The sequence below is a fragment of the Actinoplanes sp. L3-i22 genome, from assembly GCF_019704555.1.
Taxonomy (GTDB): Bacteria; Actinomycetota; Actinomycetes; order Mycobacteriales; family Micromonosporaceae; genus Actinoplanes.
The window spans coordinates 824710-843244 of record NZ_AP024745.1 but is presented as its reverse complement, the minus strand read 5'-3'; the positions used below and the strand labels follow the sequence as shown (position 1 = coordinate 843244).

13 protein-coding genes are annotated in these 18535 nt (G+C 71.6%); 4 read left to right on the top strand and 9 right to left on the bottom strand.

All coding sequences use genetic code 11. The features are described 5' to 3' along the window. Nucleotides 1-32: 32 nt before the first annotated feature. The gene (mfd, locus tag L3i22_RS03945; RefSeq protein WP_221325637.1) at nucleotides 33-3653 is read right to left on the bottom strand and encodes a transcription-repair coupling factor; all 3621 of its coding nucleotides are present in this window, start codon (nucleotides 3651-3653) and stop codon (nucleotides 33-35) included. A 185-nt stretch (nucleotides 3654-3838) separates the two neighbouring features. Here mfd and L3i22_RS03940 point away from each other — a divergent pair, with 185 nt between their 5' ends. The 3 genes from L3i22_RS03940 (at nucleotide 3839) to ppc (ending at nucleotide 9591) form a co-directional block, all read left to right on the top strand. Further along, nucleotides 3839-5638: an enoyl-CoA hydratase-related protein gene (locus tag L3i22_RS03940; protein WP_221325636.1), complete on the top strand. Its 1800-nt coding sequence runs from the start codon at nucleotides 3839-3841 to the stop codon at nucleotides 5636-5638. 6 nt (nucleotides 5639-5644) lie between these two features. Next, nucleotides 5645-6667 (top strand): glycoside hydrolase family 6 protein, encoded by a 1023-nt coding sequence (locus L3i22_RS03935; RefSeq protein ID WP_221325635.1) that lies wholly within the window; start codon nucleotides 5645-5647, stop codon nucleotides 6665-6667. Nucleotides 6668-6792: 125 nt separating this feature from the next. Beyond that, nucleotides 6793-9591 carry a phosphoenolpyruvate carboxylase gene (gene ppc / locus L3i22_RS03930; protein ID WP_221325634.1) on the top strand — a complete coding sequence of 933 codons (2799 nt, stop codon included), beginning with the start codon at nucleotides 6793-6795 and terminating at the stop codon, nucleotides 9589-9591. A gap of 55 nt (nucleotides 9592-9646) precedes the next feature. Here the strand turns inward: ppc and L3i22_RS03925 are convergent, their stop codons facing one another. The 8 genes from L3i22_RS03925 to L3i22_RS03890 all read right to left on the bottom strand — a co-directional run bounded on the left by L3i22_RS03925 (nucleotide 9647) and on the right by L3i22_RS03890 (nucleotide 16800). Then, nucleotides 9647-10276, bottom strand: a complete 630-nt coding sequence (locus L3i22_RS03925) for an SMI1/KNR4 family protein (protein ID WP_221325633.1) — start codon at nucleotides 10274-10276, stop codon at nucleotides 9647-9649. 22 nt (nucleotides 10277-10298) lie between these two features. Then, nucleotides 10299-11477, bottom strand: a complete 1179-nt coding sequence (locus L3i22_RS03920; RefSeq protein ID WP_221325632.1) for a hypothetical protein — start codon at nucleotides 11475-11477, stop codon at nucleotides 10299-10301. 143 nt (nucleotides 11478-11620) lie between these two features. Then, nucleotides 11621-11983 (bottom strand): DUF4365 domain-containing protein, encoded by a 363-nt coding sequence (locus tag L3i22_RS03915; protein WP_255657931.1) that lies wholly within the window; start codon nucleotides 11981-11983, stop codon nucleotides 11621-11623. Nucleotides 11984-12125: 142 nt separating this feature from the next. Then, the gene (locus L3i22_RS03910; RefSeq protein WP_221325631.1) at nucleotides 12126-12836 is read right to left on the bottom strand and encodes an ABC transporter permease subunit; all 711 of its coding nucleotides are present in this window, start codon (nucleotides 12834-12836) and stop codon (nucleotides 12126-12128) included. Between the two features lies 1 nt (nucleotide 12837). Continuing rightward, complete coding sequence (locus L3i22_RS03905; protein ID WP_221329772.1) at nucleotides 12838-13770, bottom strand: ABC transporter ATP-binding protein; 933 nt, start codon at nucleotides 13768-13770, stop codon at nucleotides 12838-12840. Between the two features lie 29 nt (nucleotides 13771-13799). After that, complete coding sequence (locus L3i22_RS03900; protein ID WP_221325630.1) at nucleotides 13800-14660, bottom strand: ABC transporter permease; 861 nt, start codon at nucleotides 14658-14660, stop codon at nucleotides 13800-13802. Next, complete coding sequence (locus tag L3i22_RS03895) at nucleotides 14653-15567, bottom strand: ABC transporter ATP-binding protein (protein WP_221325629.1); 915 nt, start codon at nucleotides 15565-15567, stop codon at nucleotides 14653-14655. Before L3i22_RS03895 ends, L3i22_RS03900 begins: the two co-directional genes overlap by 8 nt. A gap of 132 nt (nucleotides 15568-15699) precedes the next feature. Then, nucleotides 15700-16800, bottom strand: coding sequence for a glycosyl hydrolase (locus tag L3i22_RS03890; protein WP_255657930.1), 1101 nt, complete (start codon nucleotides 16798-16800; stop codon nucleotides 15700-15702). 175 nt (nucleotides 16801-16975) lie between these two features. Here L3i22_RS03890 and cysC point away from each other — a divergent pair, with 175 nt between their 5' ends. Beyond that, nucleotides 16976-18496: an adenylyl-sulfate kinase gene (cysC, locus tag L3i22_RS03885; RefSeq protein ID WP_221325628.1), complete on the top strand. Its 1521-nt coding sequence runs from the start codon at nucleotides 16976-16978 to the stop codon at nucleotides 18494-18496. Nucleotides 18497-18535 lie beyond the last annotated feature (39 nt).

Genomic DNA, 18535 nt, shown 5'->3' with positions numbered 1-18535 from the left:
GGTCAACACCTTCTCACGATCAATGTGATCCGTCACACCCGGGCCGGGACCGGCGCGTCGCCGAGGACGTCCTTCAGCAGCTGGCCGCACCACTGCAGCAGCGCCTGATCCCGCAGCGGCTCGCCGCCCACCCGCCGGGTCGCCGGGCGCGGGACGCTGACCTGGTCGTTCGCCGTCTTGTAGACCGAGTCCGGGTGATAGCGCTTGAGCCGCATCTGCTTCGAGTCCAGCAGGCTCAGCGGCGAGAAGCGGATGTGCTTGCCCTGCATCGAGACGTCGGTCAGGCCGTACGCCCGGGCCAGCTGACGGAACCGGGCGACCGCGATCAGGTTGACCACCGGGGCGGTCGGCTCGCCGTACCGGTCGGTCATCTCGGCGATGACCTCCTCCAGCCGCGCGTCGTCGCGGGCCTCGGCGAGCTTGCGGTACATCTCCAGCCGCAGCCGCTCGACCGCGATGTACTCGGTCGGCAGGTGCGCGTCGATCGGGAGGTCGATCTTGACCTCGGGCGCTTCCTCGTCGGGGCGCTCGCCCTTGAACGCGCTGACCGCCTCGCCGACCATCCGCACGTACAGGTCGAAGCCGACGCCCTCGATGTGGCCGGACTGCTCGCCGCCGAGCAGGTTGCCGGCGCCGCGGATCTCCAGGTCCTTCATCGCCACGTACATGCCGGCGCCGAGCTCGGTGTGCTGGGCGATGGTGGCCAGCCGCTCGTGGGCGTGCTCGGTGAGCGGCTTCTCCCGGGGGTAGAGGAAGTACGCGTACGCCCGCTCGCGGCCCCGGCCGACCCGGCCGCGGATCTGGTGCAGCTGGGACAGGCCGAGCAGGTCGGCCCGCTCGACGATCAGGGTGTTGGCGTTCGGGATGTCGATGCCGGACTCGACGATCGTGGTGCAGACCAGGACGTCGTACTCCTTCTCCCAGAAGCCGACCATCACCTTCTCCAGCTGCTCCTCGCTCATCTGCCCGTGCGCCACCGCGATCCGCGCCTCGGGCACCAGCTCGCGCAGCCGGCGCGCCGCCCGGTCGATCGACTCGACCCGGTTGTGCAGGTAGAAGACCTGGCCGTCGCGGAGCAGCTCACGGTGGATGGACGCGGCCACCTGCTTGTCGTCCTGGGCGCCGACGTACGTCAGCACCGGGTGACGCTCCTCCGGCGGCGTCGCGATGGTCGACATCTCCCGGATGCCGGTGATCGCCATCTCCAGGGTCCGCGGGATCGGGGTGGCCGACATGGTCAGCACGTCCACCGACGCGCGCAGTGCCTTGAGCTGCTCCTTGTGCTCGACGCCGAACCGCTGCTCCTCGTCCACGATGATCAGGCCGAGGTTCTTGAACTTGGTGGACTTGGCCAGCAGCCGGTGCGTGCCGATCACGATGTCCGCGGTGCCCCCGGCGGCCTGCTCCAGGGCGAGCGCGGCCTCCTTCGGCGTCTGGAACCGGGACAGCTGCCGGATCTGCACCGGGAACTGGCTCATCCGCTCGGTGAACGTGTTGAAGTGCTGCTGGGCGAGCAGGGTCGTCGGCACCAGGACCGCTACCTGCCGGCCGTCCTGCACCGCCTTGAACGCCGCGCGGACCGCGATCTCGGTCTTGCCGTAGCCGACGTCGCCGCAGATCAGCCTGTCCATCGGGACCTGCAGTTCCATGTCGTGCTTGACCTCGATGATCGCGGCCATCTGGTCCGGCGTCTCGGTGTACGGGAACGCGTCCTCCAGCTCGCGCTGCCAGGGCGTGTCCGGCCCGAACGAGTGGCCCTTGGAAGCCTGCCGGGCGGCGTACAGCTGGATCAGCTGCGCGGCGATCTCCTTGACCGCCTTCTTCGCCCGGGCCTTGCTCTTCTGCCAGTCGGCGCCGCCCATCTTGTGCAGCGTGGGCGACTCGCCGCCGACGTACCGGGAGAGCTGGTCGAGCTGGTCGGTGGGGACGTAGAGCCGGTCGCCGGGCTGGCCCCGCTTGGACGCGGCGTACTCCAGGACCAGGTACTCCCGGTCGGCGCCGTTGACCGTGCGCTGCACCAGCTCGATGTAGCGGCCGATGCCGTGCTGCTCGTGCACCACGAAGTCGCCCATCTTCAGTTCGAGCGGGTCGATCGTGTTGCGCCGGCGGGCCGGCAGCTTGCGCATGTCCTTGGTGGACGCGCCCCGGCCGCCGGAGATGTCGTTGCCGGTGATCACCGCGAGCCGGGACGCCTCGTCGACGAACCCGTGGTTCAGCCCACCGCAGGTGACCAGGACCTGCCCGCCGGTGATCGGCTCGCTGATCGAGTCGACCGGGGTGATCCCGAGGCCCGCGTCGCGGAGCAGCTCGGTGGCCCGCTGCGCGGTCCCCTTGCCCTCGAAGACCAGCGCGATCGCCCAGCCCGCGGCCGCCCAGCCGGCCAGGTCGCCGGCCAGCTTGGCGGTGTCACCGTGGTAGAGCGGGACCGCCTGGGCGGCCAGCGCGACCGCGTCCCCGGTGTCCGGCGCGACCTGCACGCTCGCCGCGTCCTCCCACGGCAGGGCTTCGGTGGCCGCGGCGTCCGCCTCGGCCAGGCCGAACGGCGAGATCGTCCACCACGGCTGGCTCAGCGTGGCGGCGTGCGCGCGGACGTCGGCCAGGCTGCGGAAGGCGACGGCGCCGACGTCGATCGGCGCCTGGCCGCCGACGGCGGCCGCGGCCCAGGAGGCCTCGAGAAACTCATTCGACGTACGGGTCAGGTCATGCGCCCGGGTCCGGATCCGCTCGGGGTCGCAGAGCAGCACATGGGTGCCCGCCGGCATGCAGTCGACCAGCAGCTCCATGCTGCCGGTCCCGTCCAGCAGGGCCGGGGCCAGCGACTCCATCCCCTCGACCGGGATGCCCTCGGCCAGCTTGTCGAGGATCTCGGCGAGCTCCGGGTGCGCCGCCGCCAGTTCCAGCGCCTTGGCCCGCACCGCCGGGGTGAGCAGCAGTTCCCGGCACGGCGGCGCCCACAGTCGCTGGACCTGCTCGATGGTGCGCTGGTCGGCGACCGCGAAGGTGCGGATCTCCTCGACCTCGTCGCCCCAGAACTCGACCCGGGACGGGTGCTCGTCGGTGGGCGGGAACACGTCCAGGATGCCGCCGCGCACGGCGAACTCGCCGCGCTTGGTGACCAGGTCGACCCGGGCGTACGCCATGTCGGAGAGCCGCCGCGCGGTCTCCTCCAGCTCCGCCTCCCGGCCGGTCACCAGCTCCACCGGCTCCAGGTCGCCGAGGCCCTTGAGCTGCGGCTGCAGCAGCGACCGGACCGGCGCCACGACCACCTGGAGCGGCTGCCGGTCACCGGGGTGGGCGAGCCGGCGCAGCACGGCCAGCCGCTTGCCGACGGTGTCCGAGCGGGGCGAGAGCCGCTCGTGCGGCAGCGTCTCCCAGGACGGGTAGACGGCCACCCGGTCCGGGTCGATCAGGCAGCCGAGCGCGTCGGCCAGGTCGTCGGCCTCGCGGGAGGTCGCGGTGACCGCGAGCACCGGGCGCTGGGCGCCGCCGATGTCACCCGGGCCGGCCACGGTGGCCACGACGAACGGGCGGAGCGAGACGGGCGCGGTGAGGTCCATCGAGTCGGAGTCGACGAACCCTTTGGCCGCCAGGTCACGGGCCCGGGCGAGGCCACGGTCGCGCAGGGCGGCCGGAATCAGACCGGAGAGTTGCATGGGCGGAAGACCCCCTGAGGGCACGACGAACGACCCCGGTCGCCCAGACAGGCGGGGGTGCGTCTCACAGCTTAGTCCGGCCGTCCGACACTCCCGGCACCGTGCGTGTTATCGCACAAGATGTCCGGCCTGCGGGCGACGCCGCCACCAAACTTCCCCGGGGCACCTGGTTAGGGGAGGCAACCGTGCGCATCCTGCTGCTCGTCAGCGCTTTCAACGGCTTGACCCAGCGGGTCTGGTGCGCTCTGCGCGACGCCGGGCACGAGGTCGGCGTCCTGCTCGCGACCGGGGAACGGGAGATGATCGAGGGAGTGCGCGCCGCCGCACCCGACCTGATCCTCTGCCCGTTCCTCAAGGACCGGGTCCCGGCCGTGATCTGGCAGCACGTCCGCACGGTGATCCTGCATCCCGGCCCGGTCGGCGACCGCGGGCCCTCGTCATTGGACTGGGCGATCGCGGACGGCGCGCGGGCCTGGGGCGTGACCGCGCTGCAGGCGGTCGAGGAACTGGACGCCGGCCCGATCTGGGCGACCCGCACGTTCACCGTGCCGGCCACTCCCCCGCGCAAGTCGGCGCTCTACACCGGCCCGGTCGCGGACGCCGCGCTGGAGTGCGCGCTGGAGGTGGTGGTCAAGGCCGCCGACCCGGCGTTCCGCCCGGTCCCGGCGGAGAACACGCCCACCCAGACGCCCGGGGCCGGTCCGCGACCGATGATGCGGCAGGCCGACCGGGCGTTCGACTGGAGCGAGCCGGCCGAGGCGATCCTGCGGCGGATCCGGGCCGCGGACGGGTCGCCGGGCGTGCTCACCGAGGTGGGCGGGCTGCCCGCGTACGTCTATGACGCGCACCTCGGCCCGGCCCGCAAGGCCCGCCCCGGCACGGTCCTGGCCCGTCGCCAGGGCGCGATCCTGGTCGCCGCCGGTGACAGCAGCCTGTGGCTGGGCCACCTGCGGCCGGCCGGCGAGCCCGGCACCCGGACGATCAAGACGCCGGCCACCACCGCGCTCGGCGTGCGGCTGCGCGGCGTGCCGAACTCGCCGCTGACCGCGGACGCCGAGCCGGAGTTCCCGAACGCGTACCGGCAGGTCCGCTACCGGCGCACCGGGGCGATCGGCTGGCTGCACTTCGACTTCTACAACGGCGCGATGGCGCCCGGGCACTGCCGCCGGCTGCTCGCCGGGCTGCGGCACGCGGCCGCCCAGGACACCCGGGTGCTGGTGCTGCGCGGCGGGACCGAGGCGTTCAGCAACGGCATCCACCTGAACGTGATCGAGGCCGCGCCGGATCCGGCCGGGGCCGCGTGGGCCAACATCCGGGCGATCAACCAGGTGTGCCGGGAGATCATCACGTGCACCCGGCAGGTGGTGGTGGCCGCCTACGCGGGCAGTGCCGGGGCCGGCGGGGTGATGCTCGGGCTGGGCGCGGACGTGGTGGCGGCCCGGGACGGGATCGTGCTCAACCCGTACTACGACATCGGGCTGTTCGGCTCCGAGCTGCACACCTACAGCCTGCCGCGGCGGGTCGGCGCGGACCGGGCGCAGCGCCTGATCGACGAGAAGCTGCCGGTCAGCACGGCTCAGGCGGTCCGGATCGGCCTGGTCGACGAGGTCGGGCCGCGCCACCCGGAGGCCTTCGGCCAGTGGCTGACCCTGCTCGCCGAGCGGCACTCGGATGCCCGGGCCGCGCGGAAGCGACGGGCCGCGAAGGCGCGCCGGCTCGCCGCCGAGCGGATCCCGCTGGACGTGTACGAGACGCGCGAGCTGGCCGAGATGAGCCGGGACATCTACACCGACCGGTCCGGGTTCACCGCGGCCCGGGGCGCGTTCGTCCGCAAGGAACGGCCCGCCGCCACGCCCCGTCAGCTGCTCCTGGCCGGCAACGTGGGGCCGGCGGTCCCCGGCCGGCAGCGCCCCGGCAACGCCGGGCCGGTCACCGAGCGGCGGGCGCCGATCGCGGTCCGTCCCGCGGTGCCGGTGGTCGCCTGACCCGCCGTGGCCCGGCATCTCTACACCGGCGGCCGCTGGCGCCGCTGGATCGCGCTCACCGCCGTCCTGACCCTGGCCTCGGCGGCCCTGCTGCTGCGCGCCCGCGATCCGGCGCCGGCGGTCCTGCAGGTGCCCGCGGCCACCCCGGCCGAGCGGCCGGTGCTCTACGTCGATCCGCTGGGCGCGGCCGCCCGGGAGGTGCGCGACCTGCGGCGCCGGGGCCGGCCGGACGAGGCCGAGGCGGTGCGGCGGATCGCCGGGCAGCCGGTCGCGACCTGGCTCACCGACTCCCGGGCGGCCACCCTCGAGAGCCTGGATCAGCTGGTCACCGCGGCGACCGAGGCCGAGCGGGTGCCGGTGCTGGTGCTCTACAACATTCCGCAGCGGGACTGCTCCGGGCAGTCGGCGGGTGGGGCGCGGGACGCTACGACGTACCGCAAATGGGTTTTTGATCTTGCTTTGGTTCTTCGCGGGCACCGCGCGCTGGTGATCCTGGAGCCGGACGCGGTCGCGCACGCCGCCACCGGCTGCCTGTCGCGGAAACGCGCCGCCGAACGCTATCGCCTGCTGGCCGGGGCGGTGGACGCGCTGCGGGCGCTGCCCGGGGTCCGCGTCTACCTCGACGCCGGCAACCCGACCTGGGTCCCGGTCGCCGCGATGGCGCCGGCGCTGCGTCGCTCCGGCGCGCTGCACGCCCGCGGCCTCGCGCTCAACGTCGCCAACTTCGAAACGACAAAAGACAATTTACGGTACGGAACGGAGCTGTCCCGTCTGCTCGGCAACGCCCACTTCGTGATCGACACCAGCCGCAACGGCAACGGTCCCGCCCGGCCCGGCGCGGGCGACCAGCACTGGTGCAATCCGCCCGGCCGACGCCTCGGTGTGCCGCCCACGCTGCGCACCGGGAACCCGCTCGCCGACGCCTACCTGTGGATCAAACGCCCGGGCGAATCCGATGGGGCCTGTGGGGGTGACGCGCCGCCGGCGGGCCAGTGGTACCCGTCTTACGCACTGGCTTTGGCCAGGTGAACGCCGGCCGCCTGAACGACCGTGAGACTCTTGACTCAATTCACCCCCGCGACGGGGTACGCCGATACGATCGGCGAAGTCGGGACAGCGCCGTCCTGGAGCCATCCGAACGAAGGAGCGCCCCGATGACTGAGCTGTCCACCCACTTCGACGAGCGAGAAGGGTCCGACTCCGAGCTGCGCGCCGACATCCGGCGGATCAGCACGTTGCTCGGGCAGACCCTGGCCCGTCAGGAGGGCCGGCCCCTGCTGGATCTGGTCGAGGAGATCCGCCACCTGGTCCGCCAGGACGTGCCGGCGGCAGCCGACCGGCTCGCCGCGATGGACATCACCACCGGGACCAAGCTGGCCCGGGCCTTCTCCACCTACTTCCACCTGGCGAACATCACCGAGCAGGTGCACCGCGCCCGGGACCTGCGCCGCCGCCGCGCCAAGAACGGCGGCTGGCTGGACCAGGCCGCCAAGCGGATCGCCGAGGCGGGCGTGCCGGCCGACGAGATCGCCTCCGCGGCCCGCCGGCTCGCGGTCCGCCCGGTCTTCACCGCGCACCCGACCGAGGCCTCCCGCCGCTCGATCCTGTCCAAGCTGCGCCAGGTCGCCGACTCGCTGGACGCCGAGTCCGCCGCCGCCGTGCTCTACGGCGACACCGACACCACGGTCTCCACCAAGCGGTTCGCCGAGCTGATCGACCTGCTCTGGCAGACCGACGAGCTGCGGCTGGACCGGCCGGACCCGCTCGACGAGGCCCGCAACGCGGTCTACTACCTCAAGGACCTGTACGCCGAGGCCGCCCCGCAGGTGCTCGACGACCTCGCCGAGACGCTGCGCCGGCTGGGCGTGGAGACCGCGCCGACCTCCCGGCCGCTGACCTTCGGCACCTGGATCGGCGGCGACCGCGACGGCAACCCGTTCGTCACCCCGGCGGTCACCCGCGACGTCCTGCTGATCCAGCATGAGCACGGCATCCAGGCCACCGAGAAGGTGATGGACAAGCTGATCGAGGAGCTGTCCGTCTCCCGCCGGCTGCGCGGGGTCTCCCTCGACCTGTCCGCCAGCATCGCGCAGGACCTGGACAACCTGCCCGAGGTCCAGGAGCGGTTCCGCCGGGTCAACGCCGAGGAGCCGTACCGGCTGAAGGTCCGCGCGATCAAGGCGAAGCTGGCCAACACCCGGTCCCGCCTGCAGCACGGCACCCCGCACGTGGCCGGCCGCGACTACCTCGGCAGCGACGAGCTGATCGCCGACCTGGAGCTGATGCGCGCGTCGCTGGCCCGCAACTCCGGCCAGCTGTCCGCGATCGGCGTGGTCGCCACCGCGATCCGCCAGGCCTCCGCGTTCGGCCTGCAGCTGGCCACCCTCGACGTGCGCGAGCACGCCGAGAAGCACCACGAGGTGCTCCAGCAGATGTACACGCAGGTCGGTGAGATCGACGACTACGCCACCCTGGACCGGGCCGAGCGCACCAAGCTGCTCGCCACCGAGCTGACCGGCCGGCGGCCGCTGTCCAGCGCGGACACCCCGCTGACCGACTCGGCGCGCAAGACCTTCGACGTGTTCCACACGATCCGGGACGCGCAGGACAAGTTCGGGATGGACGTCGTCGAGTCGTACATCATCTCGATGACCCTCGGTGTCGACGACGTGCTCGCCGCGGCCGTGCTGGCCCGCGAGGCCGGCCTGGTCGACATCCAGACCGGGCGGGCCCGGGTCGGCATCGTGCCGCTCCTGGAGACCCCGGCCGAGCTGGACGCCGGCGGCGACCTGCTCGACGAGATGCTGTCCCTGCCGGCCTACCGGGAGATCGTCCGGGCCCGCGGCGACCTGCAGGAAGTCATGCTCGGCTACTCGGACTCCAACAAGGAGGCCGGGATCACCACCAGCCAGTGGCGGATCCACAAGGCGCAGCGCTCGCTGCGTGACGTGGCCGCCCGGCACGGCGTCCGGCTGCGGCTGTTCCACGGCCGGGGCGGCACCGTCGGGCGCGGTGGTGGCCCGACCCACGAGGCGATCCTGGCGCAGCCGTACGGCACGCTCGACGGCGCGATCAAGGTGACCGAGCAGGGCGAGGTCATCTCCGACAAGTACACCGTGCCGGCCCTGGCCCGGGAGAACCTGGAACTCACCGTCGCCGCGGTGCTCCAGGCCACCCTGCTGCACACCAGCATCCAGGTCGACCCGGTCCGCCTGAAGGTCTGGGACGCCACCATGGACACCGCCTCGGACGCGGCGTTCGGGGCGTACCGGGCCCTGGTCGAGAACCCGGACCTGCCCGCCTACTTCTGGGCGGCCACCCCGACCGAGCTGCTCGGCGCGCTGAACATCGGGTCCCGCCCGGCCAAGCGCCCCAACGCGGACGCCGGCCTGGGCGGTCTGCGGGCCATCCCGTGGGTGTTCGGCTGGACCCAGACCCGGCAGATCGTGCCCGGCTGGTTCGGCGTCGGCACCGGCCTGGCCGCGGCCCGCGAGGCCGGTCTCGGCAACGTGCTCGACGAGATGCACGACAACTGGCAGTTCTTCCGCACGTTCCTCTCGAACGTGGCGATGATGCTGGCCAAGACCGACCTGTCGATCGCCCGCCGGTACGTGGAGACGCTGGTGCCGGAGAACCTGCACCCGATCTTCGCCACCATCGAGGCGGAGTACGACAAGACCGTCCGCGAGGTGCTCGCCATCACCGGCGAGTCCCAGATCCTGTCGGCGCAGCCGGAGCTCTCCCGCACGCTGGGGGTCCGGGACACGTACCTGGAGCCGCTGCACCACCTGCAGGTGGCGCTGCTCCGCCAGTACCGCGACCTGGGCGAGGCCGGCCGGCAGATGCCGACCGCACCGGGGGCGCGGCGCGGGCCGTCGGACTCGACCGCGCTGGAGCGAGCCCTCCTGACCACGGTCAACGGCATCGCCGCCGGCATGCGCAACACCGGCTGATCTCGTACCGGATCACGAAACGCCCGGGAGCCGCCGGCTCCCGGGCGTTTTCTGCTCAGCGGTGGTCGGCGGTGTCGAGCCACTTCCGGTACCACCGGGCGAAGCCGATCCGCTCGCCGGAATCGTCCAGCAGCGGCGAGAAGCCCTCGTCGTCGGCGGTCTCGTCGGCCCACATCTGGCCCCGGGCCGGGCCGCTGATCACCAGCGCCTCCCGCAGGGCGCAACCCCGGTGGGCCAGGTGGAGCAGCCCGGCATGGTTGGCCGGGGCGAAGACGACCCGGTCGTGCAGCTCCCACCAGGCTTCCTCGGCCTCGTCGTCGTCCTCCGGCTGCTCGGGCAGGGCCTCGGCCGGGTTGAACTCCTCGGTGTGCGGAAACGGTGTCGCCAGCGCCGCCGGGTCGACCAGGCCGGCGCAGTCGCCCGTCCACTCCCACCGGCCGTCGACCCGGCGCACCGGGAAGAGACCGTAGAACGGGCCCGCGCCGCCCCGGCTCACCTGCCGCAGAAACGACCGGTACTCCGCCGGGAGCTCGACGCCGAGCTGCGCCTCCAGCTCGGTCAGCTCCACCTCGGACAGTGGCGGCTCCAGCGTCCAGCCGTGCCCGAGGGCACCGAAGACCCGCGCGTCACGGCCGCCCAGCGCCGCGACCCGCCCCGGAACATCCGACCAGTCGATCTCGTCCACGGCCGCACCCTACCCACCCGGTTCAGTTCCCGGGATCCCGTACGAAATGGAAGCCTGACGGATTGGTCAGATAGTGCCGGGTCCCGCGCCGCACCAGGTCACCGCGCACCGAGACCAAGCGCATCTGCTGGTGGGCGTCGGTCGCCCGGGAGTAGTCCTCCTCGTCCAGGCGCATCCAGACCCGGCGCAGCCGATCGTCGCCCTCGATGGTTCCGGCGATGCTGATCTCGCCGGCCCCGGTGCCCTCCCGGTGCAACCGGACCACGTTGCCGACGAGCAGCACACCCTCGTCGGCGACGAGCTCGCGTAGTTCCTGAGCCGCCGAGGCCAGCACCGGCAGATGATCCCGGCGAAATCGGATCGGCGGGAAGACCCGCGCCCGCAGCGGCCGCGACGGGGCCAGGCGCGAGGTGAAGTCGAACGGGTGTCCCGCCGCACCGCCGAGGCCGACCAGCGCCTCACAGAGATTCGCGCTCACCCCGAGCGGAACGGCCTCGGTGAACGCGTCCAGCCCATGGACGGAGGCCAGCGCGTCATTGGCCGCCGAATACGCAGCGCGCACCGCGTCGAAAAGGGCGAGGGAGACCCGTCGTTCGAACGGTTCGGCCGGTTCCAGCGCGTCCGCCATGTCCTCGTCGAAGAACGACGCCTGTGGCGACGACAGCCGGGGCGGAACCGGGGTGTGCACGGAGAAGATGAAGCTGCCCTCGGCCGGGACACCGATCCGCACCTCGCGGAGAAAGCCGAGCACATCGGCCGGTTTGCGAGCCGGTTGGACGGCGCGCGGTTGATCCGTGGCGGCCACGTAGGCGGCGGCCAGAACCAGATTCCGGAGACTCTCGTATGCCTGCACGCCGTCGTCGAGCCCGATCATTCCCGGGCTGCTGTCCGAAGGAAACGCCCGCACCGCGTGCACGTCCATGGAAACGCTGGTGATGTCGCCCAGGATCTCGAGTTCGGAGCGCTCCTCGGCCGCCGCCAGCACCGCGAGCAGATCCCGGACGCGCAGCGGATAGTCCCGGAGCGTGGACTCCTGCGGCTGGTGAACCTCGAATTCCTCGTCGCCGACCGGCTTCACCCAGTGCACACTGCTTCCGGCTCGGTCCCGGGTGACCCAGCCGTTCGCCCGCAAATACATGGCCAGCTCAGTTGGCGACCGGGCGGCCAGGGCATCCCGGTCGGTGACCTGTGCCCGAATCATCGCGCCGCCCCTTCCAAATCGCCGTCCAGCAGGCACCGGATCGCCTGCACGGTCAGCAGGTTTCGCAGCGGCACCTCGACCGTGACGCTTTCCGCGTGCCCTTCTCCGACCGGGCGAAGATCCTGATCCGCCAGCGACCGCCACTATGCGGCCGTGGACAACCGCAGGTGCTCATTGGTACCGACGGCGTAGTCGACGACGTCCGGAGGAACGATCACCACAGCAAGGAACCTCGGCACCTGAAAACCGGGGCCGGCCAGCTGGTTGTGATGCACCGTCGAGAGCCGCTGAAGGAGGACTCCGGCTCGGATCGACGGGCTGGACGCGGACTTCACCTGCACCTCGATCTTGGGTGATCGGACGGTGCCACGAGGGCCCGGGTTCGCGATCTGCAGATCCACCCCGTCCACATCAAGATTCGCCCGGGCCGTGGTGAACCCGCCCGCACACGCAAGCGCACGGATGAAGCCCTCACCATGGAGCCCCTGATGAACGTTCTTGTGCACCCTCGGCCCCCGCTCGTCCCGTCGGCTGCGCCCTCGATGTGGCGCAGCACCAGACTAGTTGTCCCATGCCAACCATGGAAGTCCGGAAACGGGCAGGCCCGCAGGATCCGGGGATCGTGCGGGCCTGTCGGAGAGCGGTCGGTCAGCTGGTCTCGCCGGCCAGGCTGAAGGAGCCCAGGCGGTTGATCGCGACCACCGTGCAGACGACCACGAAGATCGCGCTCATCACCACCGCCGTCGCGATGCCGACCTTCGCGTCGAGCAGCGTGGTCGGGTCGAGCTTGTCGGCGATCGAGATGGCGTACTGCCGGATGGAGAGGATCCGGGTGCCGCTCAGGAAGCGACCCAGCAGGTTCTCCCAGATCAGGATGTAGACCAGGCCGAGCAGCACCGGCCGCTTGGTCAGCAGGCTGAGCAGCAGGAACAGCGCGGTGTAGGCGAACGACCCGGCGACCGCGGCGACCGCCAGCGCGGCGCCCAGCTTGGCCGAGCCGGCCAGCAGGCCGACGACGAACAGCGGGATGGCCGTGGAGACCGCGGTGGCGGCGACCGCGACCACGAACTTCGCCAGGATGATGTCCCGGCGGGCCAGCGGCTTGGTCAGGATGTGCACCAGCGTGCCGTCGTCGATCTCGGAGCCGAGGACGCCGGTGCCGACGATCAGCGCGATCACCGGCAGCACCACGGCGTAGCCGAGCTCCTCGATGACCGCCTTGCCCCACTGGGAGGGGTCCAGGTCGTACGCCTTGCAGAGCAGGGCCAGCCCGATGAGCAGCAGGGGCAGCGGCAGGAGCAGCAGCGCCCGGCGCCGGCCGAAGAGGCCGCGCGCCGTGATCATGGCGACGGTCGACATCTCAGGCCTCCAGCAGGTAGGAGAAGACGCTCTCCAGGGACTCGTCGGACGGCACCAGCTGGTGCAGACGAATTCCCTGGTCGAGGGCGATACGGGGCAGCGCGCGGGTGAAGTCGCCGTAGTCGGCCGCCCGCACGGTCATACCGGTGTTCTCGATCTCGATCCCGCTCACCGACTTCTCGGCGATCAGCGCGATCGCCAGCCGCCGGTCGTCGGAGCTGCGGACCGCGAAGACGTGCGGCCGGTTCGTCATCAGCCGGCGGATCTTGCGGTAGTCGCCGGAGGCGGCGAGGCGCCCGGCCACGATCACCTGGACCAGGCCGGCGACCTGCTCGACCTCTTCCAGGATGTGCGAGCTGAACAGGATGGTGTGCCCGTTGTCGCCGAGGCCGTGCAGCAGCTCCATCATGTGCATCCGCTGCCGCGGGTCCATGCCGTTGAACGGCTCGTCGAGCAGCAGCACCTTCGGCTCGTGGACCAGCGCGGCGGCGACCCGGGTGCGCTGGCGCATGCCCTTGGAGAACGTGCCGATCCGGCGGTCGGCCGCATCGGTCATCTCGACCAGCTGCAGTGCGCGGCGGGCGGCCCCGGCCGGGTCCTTCAGCTTCTGCATCTTCGCGCAGGCCAGCACGAACTGCTCGGCGGTGAGGAACGAGTGCACCGCCTCGCGCTCGGTGACCAGGCCGAGGTCGCGGTAGACCTCGGGGTGGCGCCAGCTGGGCCGGCCGTCGATGGTGACGGTGCCCTTCGACGGGGCGAGGAAGCCGGCCATCATGTGCAGGATCGTGGTCTTGCCGGCGCCGTTCGGGCCGAGCAGGCCGGTCACGCCGGAGCCCAGCGACATGGTGATGTCGTTGACCGCGACGACGTTGCCGTACCAGCGGGACACGTTCTGGAGATCGACCACCCCGGGGGTGGCGGCCACGTCCGACACGACGGGCGCCGTGGGCTGGGTTTCGATGGTCACAGCGCGGCCACCTTCCGGTAGCGGGCGAGCAGGAGCAGGAGGCTGGCGGCGATCAGGCAGACGGCCTCGATGCCGTAGATCGGGCCGTACCGGCCGACGTCGATGCCGGTCTGGCCGCCGAGCGCCCAGGTGCCGAACCCCTGGACCAGGGTGTTCGGGCTGGCCAGGCCGGCCATCTTGTTGGCGGCGCTGGACGGGAGCTGGGCGAGCACGGCGACCACCGGGGTGGTCATCAGGAAGATCGCCACGATGCCGCCGGCGGCGAACGCCTGCTTGCCGGTCAGCGACGCGACCAGCAGGCCGATGCTGGTGAACAGCAGCGCCCAGAGCAGGCTGTAGCCCCAGCCGGGCACCAGGTCCTTGATCTCGTGCCAGACCCCGGACAGGCCCTTGTCGGTGGTGAAGGCGGCGCCCAGGAACATGATGAACTGCGGGACGCCGAGCAGCAGCCAGACCGCGGTGACCATGGCCAGGAACTTGGCGATCACGTAGTCGGCGGCGCGCAGCGGCCGGCTGAAGTACAGCGGCAGCGTGTTCGAGCGGATGTCCCGGGAGACCAGGGCCGGGGCCAGGATCGCGACGAAGAAAATGATCATCCAGCTGAGCTGGTTGTCGATGTCGACGTAGCCGAAGTCGAAGTCCGGGATCTGCGACTTGATCGCGGCGATGATCACCGCGATCAGCAGCGCGATCCCGGCGACCAGCCAGGGGAAGATCTTGGCCTTGGCCGATCGGCCCAGCCCGAACGCGGCCCGCAGGCCGTGCCCGTAGAGGGCCAGGATCGCGGCACCGCGGCCCAGGCGAGGCCCGGTGTACCGCTGATAGCCGATGTCATGGATGACGCCGGTCTCAGACATCGGCCGTCTCCTTCGCGGTGAAGAGCTCGGCGACACGGTGCCGGCGCTGGTCCAGGCGGTGCAGGTTGAGTTCGAGATCGGTGACCGCGCGCAGGATCTGGTCGTACGCCTCGTCGGTGGCGAGCGGCACGAGCAGCACCCGGCCGTCCCGGCTGACCGGCAGGCCGATCTCGGCGAGGCGGGCGGCGAGCTCGTCCGTACCGTCGCTGACCTCGACCGCGAGCACGGCGGAGGCCTCGGTCATCGAGGAGATCCGGTCGGCGCGAAGCAGCCGGCCGCCCTGGATCGCGATCAGCGAGTCACAGATCCGCTCGACCTCGCCGAGCAGGTGCGAGCAGACCACGACGGAGATGCCGAACTCGGTGCCGATCCGGTGGATCAGCGCCAGCATGGCGTCGCGGCCGGCCGGGTCGAGGCCGTTGGTCGGCTCGTCGAGCAGCAGCAGGTCGGGGTCGTGGACCAGCGACTGGGCGAGCTTGACCCGCTGTTTCATGCCGGTCGAGTAGCCGCCGATCTGCCGGTACCGCTCCTCGTAGAGGCCGACATGGCGCAGCGCCTCGGAGGCGCGCTCCCGGGCGGCGGTGCGCGGCAGGCCGCTCATCCGGCCGAGGTGCGTGACGAACTCGGAGGCCGACACGTCCGGTGGCAGGCTGTCGTTCTCGGGCATGTAGCCGACCCGGGCCCGCACCTTGTCGGTGTCCACCACCGGATCGAGATCGAAGACCCGGACCGACCCCGAGGTGGGCGCGATCAGGCCGAGCATGATTTTGATGAACGTGCTCTTGCCGGCGCCGTTCGCGCCGACAAGACCGATGACGCCGGGCTCGACCTGCACGGTCAGGTCGGAAAGGGCGGTCACCCCGCCCCCGTACGTCTTCGTGAGCGCCTGAGTAGCGATGATGTTCACGGCCTCAGCCTAGGAAGCCGCCGCACGCTCGCGAATCGGGGAAGGACCCTGAGCCGCTCTCAGGGTTCCTCAGCGTTTTCACAGGTTCCAAAAACCCCCAAAACCACTGCGACGGTACGTCGTCAGCCCCGCTCAGCCCAGCGAGACCTGGAAGACCGGGAGCCGGCCCAGCCGACGGTACTCCCGGAGCGCGGCCGGGGTGCTGTCCACCGACGAGTCCTGGCCCTTGCGGTTGGCCGGTGTCTCGAAGTGCACCATCGCCTTGATCGCCGGGAAGCGCCCGATCTGCTGCCCCACCTCGCGGTAGAACGCGGCCATGTGCCCGGGGTTGCGCCGGCTGAACCAGACGCCCCACTCGGCCACCATCAGCGGTTTGCGGGGGTGGTGCGCGCGTACCCAGTTGTAGAAGCCGGGCCACTGCGGTTTCATCGCCGACCGCCGGTTGAGCAGCTCGGCGAAGTCGCCGTGGCCGTACCCGGGGTCGCTGTAGGAGTACGTGTCGAACCCGATCCAGTCGACCACGTCGTCGCCGGGGTACATGTCGCTGAACCAGCTCTTCGAGGTGTGCGGCACGTACGCCATGTGCACGAGCACGGTGACCACGTTCGTCACGCCGCGGGCCCGCAACCGGGTGACCACGTGCCGGTACATCGCCGCATAGTCCCGCGCGGTGTATCCGGACCCGCGCCGCTCGCGCACCTGGTCCTCGGCCTCGTGGTGGATCGCGAAGAAGAACGGCTCGCGGAAGTCGCGGTGGATGTGCGCGGCGAGCCGGTCCAGGAACGCGTCGGTGCGCCGGTCGCCGCGGGCGATCCGCGCCCAGGTGGTGCTCTCCGGTTTCCAGTTGAGCAGCAGGACCCGCTTCTTGCCGGGCTGCCGGGCGATCGCGATCTCCTGCGGCGTCGGGAACAGCTGCCGGATCCCGTGGTGGTACGCGTGGTAGACGGCCTGGTGCCGGCCGGTCTTGCGCTCGAAGTCGGTGAGCGCGTCGAAGCCGTGGTCCTCGGTCCGCGCGCCGGGCGCCACGCCCCACAGGATGCCGCAGGTGGGCACGAGTTTGTAGCCGGTGCGGCAGGCCCGGGCCGGTGCGGCGGCGGCCGGCTGGGCGTGGGCGGCCAGCACCCGGTCGTCGGCGGGTGGTCGGACGCCGCCGGTCCAGGCCCAGGAGAGCACGACCGCCACGGCCATCGTGAAGGCCGTGGCGACGAAGGCGACATGCGGGTTCTGTCTCACAATCGCCCAATATTAAAGGATTGCCCAGATTTGTCCAGGAAGACGGAAAACTAACCTGAGATCAGGCAAACGGGCGAATTTGTGGACGTGAGCGCGAGATCGCGAGCCCGCCTCGACCGGCTGGAACCGGGCTGCGAAACTGTCACCCAAGTCGGCCGCGGCAAGGGGATACAAGGTGAGTGGCTCGGTTTTGCCGGAAGACGTCCTACGGGACGCACCGTCGTACGCCCCGCGCCCCTTTGAGCTGGCAGATCTCGAACTGTTGCTCTCCGGGGCATACGCGCCGCTGACCGGATTCCTGGCGCGCGCCGACCTGGTGGCGCTGGCGCGCACCGGCCGGCTCGCCGACGGCACGCCCTGGCCGGTCCCGGTCACCCTGGAGGTCCCGCAGGAGCTGGCCGAGCGACTGGACCCGGCCGATCCGGCGCGGCGCGCCGTGGTGCTCACCGACCTGGAGGGCGCCCCGATCGCCGCGATCGAGGCCCTGGACGTCTGGAAGGTCGCCGAGAACCGGTACGGCGTCGGCGGCCCGGTGCGCAAGATGGGCGACGGCGGCCACGGCCCGTTCCAGCGCCTGCGCCGCACGCCGGAGGAGGTCCGGTCGCTGCTGCCGCCCGGCCGGGTGCTCGGCGTGATCGCCGACCGCCCGCTGCACCGGCCGCAGCTCGCCCAGATCGCGCACGCCGCCCGTACCCTGGCAGCTCATCTTTTGATCTTGATTCCGGTCAGTGGCCACGGGCCGGACGGGTTGCCCCCCGAGGCGCTGGTCCGGGCGATCTTCGCGGCCCGGGACCGGATGCCCCCGGCGACCATCGTCGCGGTGCCGGTGTCGCCGCACGGCGACGAGATGCGCGACGCCCTGCTGCGCTCCCGGGTCGCCGCGTCGTACGGCGTCACCCACGTCCTCTCCACCGGCGACACGCTGTCCGGCGCCGGGCTGCGCGTGCTGGTGCCGCGCGAGCTGGCCTACGACAACCGGGACGGCCAGTGGCGGTGGCGGGACGACATCCCGCCGCGCAACCGCCGCCTGGCGATGCCCCCGGACGAGATCGAGGACCTGCTGGACCGGGGCTTCCCGCTGCCCGAGTGGCACACCCCGCCCGCGGTCGCGAAGGAGCTGTCCCGGGTCCGGCCGCCGCGCCGGCACCGGGGCCTGGTGCTCTTCTTCACCGGCCTGTCCGGCTCCGGCAAGTCGACGATCGCCCGGAACCTGGCCGACACGCTGCGGGAGACCGGCGAGCGGACGGTCACCCTGCTGGACGGCGACGTGGTGCGCCGGGAGCTGACCGCCGGGCTGGGCTTCAGCAAGGCGGACCGGGACCGCAACGTCCGCCGGATCGGCTGGGTGGCGGCCGAGGTGGGCCGGCACCGGGGCATGGCGGTGGCCTGCCCGATCGCGCCGTACGAGGCGGCCCGCTCCTCGGTGCGCCGGATGGCGGTGGAGGCCGGCGCCGGGTTCGTGCTGGTGCACGTGGCCACCCCGCTCGAGGTCTGCGAGCGGCGCGACCGCAAGGGCCTCTACGCCCGGGCCCGCGCCGGTCAGCTGCGCGGGATGACCGGCGTCGATGATCCGTACGAGGAGCCGCTGGACGCCGAGCTGACCATCGACACCACCACGATGTCGGTCTCCGAGGCGGTCGAGACGATCCTCAGCTACCTGGTCGAGAACGGCTGGGTGGAGCCCAAACTGAGCTGACCCATCACTCGCGGCGGGAGTAGGGCGTTGGAGCCCTTG

Bases quoted from the DNA above. Each gene is read 5' to 3' on its own strand.
- mfd (WP_221325637.1), bottom strand. From the start codon at position 3,653: ATGCAACTCTCCGGTCTGATTCCGGCCGCCCTGCGCGACCGTGGCCTC.
- L3i22_RS03920 (WP_221325632.1), bottom strand. From the start codon at position 11,477: ATGATTCGGGCACAGGTCACCGACCGGGATGCCCTGGCCGCCCGGTCG.
- L3i22_RS03900 (WP_221325630.1), bottom strand. From the start codon at position 14,660: ATGTCTGAGACCGGCGTCATCCATGACATCGGCTATCAGCGGTACACC.
- ppc (WP_221325634.1), top strand. From the start codon at position 6,793: ATGACTGAGCTGTCCACCCACTTCGACGAGCGAGAAGGGTCCGACTCC.
- L3i22_RS03910 (WP_221325631.1), bottom strand. From the start codon at position 12,836: ATGTCGACCGTCGCCATGATCACGGCGCGCGGCCTCTTCGGCCGGCGC.